Source organism: Actinomadura logoneensis (assembly GCF_003428695.1).
Classification (GTDB): Bacteria; Actinomycetota; Actinomycetes; order Streptosporangiales; family Streptosporangiaceae; genus Spirillospora; species Spirillospora logoneensis.
Genome location: NZ_QURH01000143.1, coordinates 1 through 6049 on the forward strand (window position 1 = coordinate 1; position 6049 = coordinate 6049).

Here is a 6049-nt window from a genome sequence, read left to right on the forward strand (position 1 = left end):
CTGTGCGGCGGGCGGGGCGGCGGTCCCGGCACCGGTCCCACCGGTCGGCCGGGCGCCGGACCGGAGAGCGCGGGCTCCGGCGACCGCGACGGCGGCGAGCCGGGCGGCATCACCACGACGCCGGGCTTCGGGCCGGGCGGGGCCGGGTCCGGCTTCGACGCCGGGGACATCGAACGGATCCTCCGCGACATCGAGGGCGACCTGGTCAAGCGGATGCGGCTGCGCGAGGTCCTGGCCGACCCCAGGCTCGCCGCGCGGCTCACCCCCAGCATGTCGCTGATCGAGCAGCTGCTGCGCGACAAGTCGAACCTGTCCGGGGTGGCGCTGGCCAACGCCAAGCGGCTGATCCGCCGGTACGTGGACGAGGTTGCCGAGGTGCTGAGGACGCAGGTGCGGCAGACCAGCGTCGGCTCGCCCGACCGGTCCGTCCCGCCGAAGCGGGTGTTCCGCAACCTCGACCTCGACCGGACGATCTGGAAGAACCTCACCAACTGGAGCCCGGACGACGAGCGCCTCTACGTCGACCGGCTGTTCTACAAGCACACCGCCAAGCGCACCACCCCGGCCCGCCTGGTCGTCGTGGTGGACCAGTCCGGGTCGATGGTCGACTCCATGGTCAACTGCACCATTCTGGCGTCGATCTTCGCCGGGCTGCCGAAGGTGGACGTGCACCTGATCGCCTACGACACCCGCGCGATCGACCTCACCCCCTGGGTGCACGACCCGTTCGAGGTGCTGCTGCGGACCAGGCTCGGCGGCGGCAACGACGGCCCGGTGGCGCTCGCGATGGCCCGTCCCAAGATCACCGATCCGCGCAACACCGTGCTGGTGTGGATCTCCGACTTCTACGAGTTCGACCGCTCCCAGCCGCTGTTCGACGGCCTGCAGGCGGTGCACCGCTCCGGGGTGAAGGTGATCCCCGTCGGCTCGGTGACCAGCTCCGGGAGCCAGCACGTCAACCCCTGGTTCCGCCAGCGCTTCAAGACGATGGGCACGCCGGTGATCTCCGGACGCATCGGCCGGCTGGTGTCCGAACTGAAGAACTTCCTCGACTAGCCCACTGGAGGCATGACATGAGCGAGTCCGACGAGCGGGGAATGCTGCGCGCGCCCGCCGAGGTGAAGTACGCCGACGAGCTCGACTACCTGGAGTCGGTGGACGACGGGCCCAAGCCGTTCGCGTGGCGGCTCAGCCCGAAGATGGTCCGCACGTTCATCCTCGGGTCCGAGCGCGCCGACGGCCTGGACCGGGAGATCCCGCAGAAGTGGTTCGGCGACCGGACGTTCGTCGAGCGGAGCATCGTCACGCTGGCGTCCGACCGCGGCCTGCTGCTGATCGGCGACCCCGGCACCGGCAAGAGCTGGCTGGCCGAGCTGCTGGCCGCCGCGGTCTGCCGCAACTCCACGCTGGTGGTGCAGGGCACCGCGGGCACCACCGAGGACCACATCAAGTACTCCTGGAACGTCTCGATGGTGATCGCCAAGGGGCAGTCCCGGGAGTCGATGATCCCGTCCCCGATCATGACCGCGATGGAGACCGGCGTGATCGGCCGGTTCGAGGAGCTGACCCGCTCGACCAGCGACGTCCAGGACGCGCTGATCTCGATCCTGTCCGAGAAGTACGTCTCCATCCCCGAGCTGGACGACGACAACATCGTGTTCGCCAAGCCCGGCTTCTCGATCATCGCGACCGCCAACAGCCGGGACCGGGGCGTCAACGACCTGTCGTCCGCGCTGAAGCGCCGGTTCAACTTCGTCCGCATCCCGGTCGTGACGAACAAGAAGAGCGAGGCGGAGATCGTCCGGTTCCGCACCACCGAGCTGCTGCGCCGGCACCGGATCGAGCTGGAGGTGCCGCCGACGCTGCTGGACATCCTGCTGCAGAGCTTCGCCGACCTGCGCGCCGCGTCGGCCGCCGCGACCAGCGACGACGAGCGGCTGGAGTCGGCGCTGTCCACGGCCGAGCAGATCGGCGTCCTGGAGGACGCGATCCTGCACAGCCGGTTCTTCGGCGACGACACGCTGCGCGCGACGACCCTGGCGTCCTCGCTGGTCGGATCCCTGGCCCGCCGCACCCCCGAGGACCTGGCGATCCTCAACAAGTTCTGGCACGGCGTGGTCGAGGGACGCGGCAAGAAGGAGGGCGGGGAGTGGAAGGACTTCCTGGAGGGCGGCCGCGACGCGATCGCGACCCTCTCGTGACCACCCCCGGCCCACCTCCCGAGCAGAAGGGACGACCAGTGCGGAACGCACGCCCCCCGGCGCCCTCCCCGGACGCACCGGACGAGCAGGGAACGCCGGCCCCGGCGGACGCCCTGGGCGCAGAGGACGCGGCGAACGCGACGCCCGGCCCGACCCCGGCGGTCGCCTCAGATGCGGCGGGCGCTTCGAACTCGACGGGCGCTTCGAACTCGACGGGCGCCCCAGGTGCGGCGGACGCTTCGAACCCGGCGGACGCCCCGGGTGCGGTGGACGCGAGGGACGGGCGGTTCGGGGCCCTGCGGGGGCAGCTGCGGGACGCGGCGGAGCGGTTCGCGGGCGCGCCCGGCGCGGCCGCGGACATCCTCGCGGGCATGGTGGACGACGTCGACCGCGCCCTGGCCGAGGAGCTGGAGATCTTCCCGGTCTGCCACCACTCCCCGGCGTCCGCGCTGGCGATGGCGCGGCGGCTGCGGGAGAAGCGGCCGAAGGTCGTCTACCTCGAGCTCTGCGAGGACATGCGGCCCCTGCTGGACGAGCTGCGCAACTGCCGGCTGCCGGTGGCACTGCAGGCGTTCGCCAGCGACATCCAGGGCTTCGACGAGGAGTGGGCGCCGCTGTCGGTGGTCGCGCCGATCACCGAGGCGTCCGCCGAGTACCAGGCCATCGCGTACGCGCTGGAGACGCCGGGCGTCGAACTGGTCGCCGTGGACTGGTCCACCGACCACGTCTTCCAGTGGGAGCAGTCCGACCCGGCGGCGTCCCGGAAGACCGGCCAGAACGCACCGGACGTCGGGACCGCACCCGCCGCCGGGTCCGTGCCCGCAGCCGGGGCCGAGGGGGAGCCGGACGGCGACGAGGACTCCGTCCTGCACGGCGACGCGGTCGGCATCGAGCTGGGCGACCTGCGTCCCGGTTTCGCCGAGCTCGAGGAGCACCTGCTGCACCACGGGCGCGTCCGGCACTGGTCGGAGTGGTGGGACCAGTACGTCGAGCAGCCGCTCAGCGGCGCCGGGTACGACGCCTACCGGCAGGTGATGCTGCTGGTCGGAAGCCTGTTCCGGCGGCTCCGCGACACCGGCGACCTGCGCCGCAGCGAGGAGCGCGAGCGGCACATGTGGACCCGGATGCGGCAGCACCTCGCCGCGTCCGGGACCGAGCCGGGCGACGCCCTGTACGTGTGCGGGGCGCTGCACGCGGCGAGCCGCGTCGAGCAGTTCGGGGTCCGCTCGGCCGCGCCGTACGAGATCGCCGAGCCGACCGGGACGCGCTGGCTGCACGGCCTGATCCCGTCCAGCCACTCGGCGATCGAGGCGCAGTTCGGGCTGGCCCGCGGCTCGGTGTCGATCGCCGCCGCGACCTGGGAGAAGGCGCTCAAGCGCGGCGGTGTCGCGCCGTTCCGGCTGACCGGGCGGAAGGGCACGGCCCGCCGGACGCCCAAGGCCGCCCCGGCCGGCGGCGGCCCGGTCGAGGACCGGCTGTCCGGCTTCCTCACCACCCCGCCCGAGCCGGGCGCGCTGGACGAGGCGGAGCTGCTGGCGTGGTCGGTCGACCTGGTCCGGCTGGCCCGCCGCAACGGCTACCTGGCGAGCACCGCCGACGCGATCGCGGTGGTCGAGACGTCGGTGCTGCTGGCGGGGATGCGCGGGCGGAGCCGTCCGACGCCGTACGACTTCCAGGACGCGGCGGTCACCTGCATCGAGAAGGACGCCGTGCCGGGCCGCCGGGACGTCCGGCGGCTGTGCGAGATCCTGCTCGGCGGCGACCGGGTCGGCCAGGTCGGGTACGCGGCGCTGCCGCCGCTCGCCCAGAACGTCCTGGACCGGCTCGAACCCCTCGGCGTGGACCTGTCCAAGCGGACCGTCCAGCGGGCGCTGCTCGACCTGCGGGCGGAGCCGCGGCTGCGGGCGTGCTCGGACGTGCTGTGGATGCTGCACCGGCTGCTCCCGGCGGGCGTCGTCCGGCCGATCATGGGCTCGCGGACGCTCGGGGAGCAGTCCGTCCAGGAGAGCTGGGACCTGGCGCTCGGCCGCGACCAGCGCTGGCTGGTCGAGCTCGGCTACGAGGGCGTCACCGTCGAGCAGGTGCTGGAGCAGCGGCTCCGCAAGGCCGCCTGGGCTCCGTCCGCGACGGCCTCGACCGCGCTTGCCGCCGTGGAGGACGCGCTCGTCCTGCTCCGCAACCGGCGGTTCGTGGACGAGCTCGGCGCCCGCGCGGTCGAGCTGCTGGCGGCCGAGCGGACCGTGGACGACGCCCCCGAGGTGCTGCGCCGCGTCCGGCGGCTGCTCGCGCACTACCGGGCGACCGAGCCGGCGCTGCCCGCCTGGTGCGAGCGGTTCGTCACCGAGGGGTACGCGCACTACTGCACGCTGCTGCCGACGGCGTTCACCGAGGAGGAGACGGGCGTCCGGCAGGTCGCGGCGATGCTCGGCTTCCTGTTCGGGATGGAGAGCCTGGCGCTGTCGCTCGGCTGCGACCACGCCCAGCTCGAGATCGCGGTCGCGCAGTCGCATCCGGAGGCCCCGGCGAAGGTGGCGCTGCTGTGGGCGGCGCGGCTGCAGCTCGGCGTCCTGACCCGCGCCGAACTGCGGGAGCGCTGTGACGCGATGCTCGGCAACCCGCTGGTCGTGCCGTCCTTCCCGCACTATTTGAGCGGGTTCGTCCAGGCGCTGGAGCCGGTGCCCACGTTCGCGCCGTTCGTCGTGGAGGTGATGTCGAAGGCGTTCGGGAGCCTGCCCGACCACGTCCTGCTGCCGTGGCTGCCGCGGCTGGTCACCACGCTCCGCGACCACGCGGCGGAGCTCGTGCCGGTCCTGACGCGGGAGGCCGGGCGCACCTTCCCCGGCTCCCTGGCGGCCTTGGACGCCTGGACGCCGCCGTGGGACGCCTCGCACGACCGGAAGACGCCGCCCGCCGCCTCCACCGGGGCCGCGGCCCCGTCCGGGCCGGTCGGGAAGCTGCTGGCCGCGCACCCCTCCGCGTGCGACGCGCTGGCCGCCCTGTTCGGCCTGGACCCGGTCTGGCGGACGGCCGAGGAGACGGACACCCCGGCGCACGCCGAGGCCGCGGCCCTGCTGGACCGCCACCCGGCCGCCGCCGAAGCCCTCACCGCCCTGATCACCGCCTAGCTGTGTTGATCGCAGTCCCGGCCCACTTCGCTCGCCCAGGGGCTCGCTGCGTGACCGTGCCTGGGCGAACGCGGCATCGCTTCGCGATGTGCCCGGTTCCGCTCGCCTCCGGCTTCGCTGCACCGGGCAGGTCACGCGTTCGCGCGCGTGGTCGGCCAAGTTGAAAAGGCTCTTGAGCATCCGTGCACTCGCGCCGACCCGTCCCGTGCCCCGGACGGTCCGACACCGGCGTCCGGGGCATGGGGCGGCGCCGGGTCCGTTCGGCCGGGCGGGCGGTCGGGGGCGGCGCGGCCCCCGGATAGGCTCGGACGGTAACGACGCATTCGGGAGGATCTGTGGTCACCGCGCTCGTGTTCATCAAGACCGACGTGGACCGCGTCCACGAGGCGGCCGAGGAGATCGCCGCGCTGGACGGGGTCAGCGAGGTCTACTCGATCACCGGCGGGTACGACCTGGTGGCCATGGTGCGGGTCCGGCGGCACGACGACCTGAACGCGGTGATCCCCGGACGGCTGAACAAGGTCAAGGGCGTCCGCGGCACCGAGACCCACATCGCCTTCCGCACCTACTCCCAGCACGACCTCGAGGTCGCCTTCTCGCTGGGCCTCCCCGACGCCGACTGAGCACGGACCGTCCCCGAGCCGGGCCGCGCGGCAGGGCCCGCTCCGGACGCCCGCCGGGCACGTCCGACGGAAGCGGCCCGCCGCGCCCCTGGTCGGGCGC

The 6049-nt window shown here is 73.4% G+C and carries 4 protein-coding genes; all 4 read left to right on the plus strand.

Annotated features, from left to right (window positions below; translation table 11 throughout):
• Window positions 1-1056 (plus strand): VWA domain-containing protein (locus tag DZF91_RS07425; RefSeq protein ID WP_117356741.1); only part of this gene is annotated, 1056 nt, incomplete at its 5' end.
• A 17-nt stretch (window positions 1057-1073) separates the two neighbouring features.
• On the plus strand, window positions 1074-2201 hold the full coding sequence (locus DZF91_RS07430) for an ATP-binding protein (RefSeq protein ID WP_117356742.1): 1128 nt from the start codon (window positions 1074-1076) through the stop codon (window positions 2199-2201).
• Window positions 2202-2467: 266 nt separating this feature from the next.
• Window positions 2468-5326 carry a DUF5682 family protein gene (locus DZF91_RS07435; RefSeq protein WP_117356743.1) on the plus strand — a complete coding sequence of 953 codons (2859 nt, stop codon included), beginning with the start codon at window positions 2468-2470 and terminating at the stop codon, window positions 5324-5326.
• Between the two features lie 335 nt (window positions 5327-5661).
• Window positions 5662-5949, plus strand: a complete 288-nt coding sequence (locus tag DZF91_RS07440; RefSeq protein WP_117356744.1) for an Lrp/AsnC family transcriptional regulator — start codon at window positions 5662-5664, stop codon at window positions 5947-5949.
• Window positions 5950-6049: the final 100 nt, after the last annotated feature.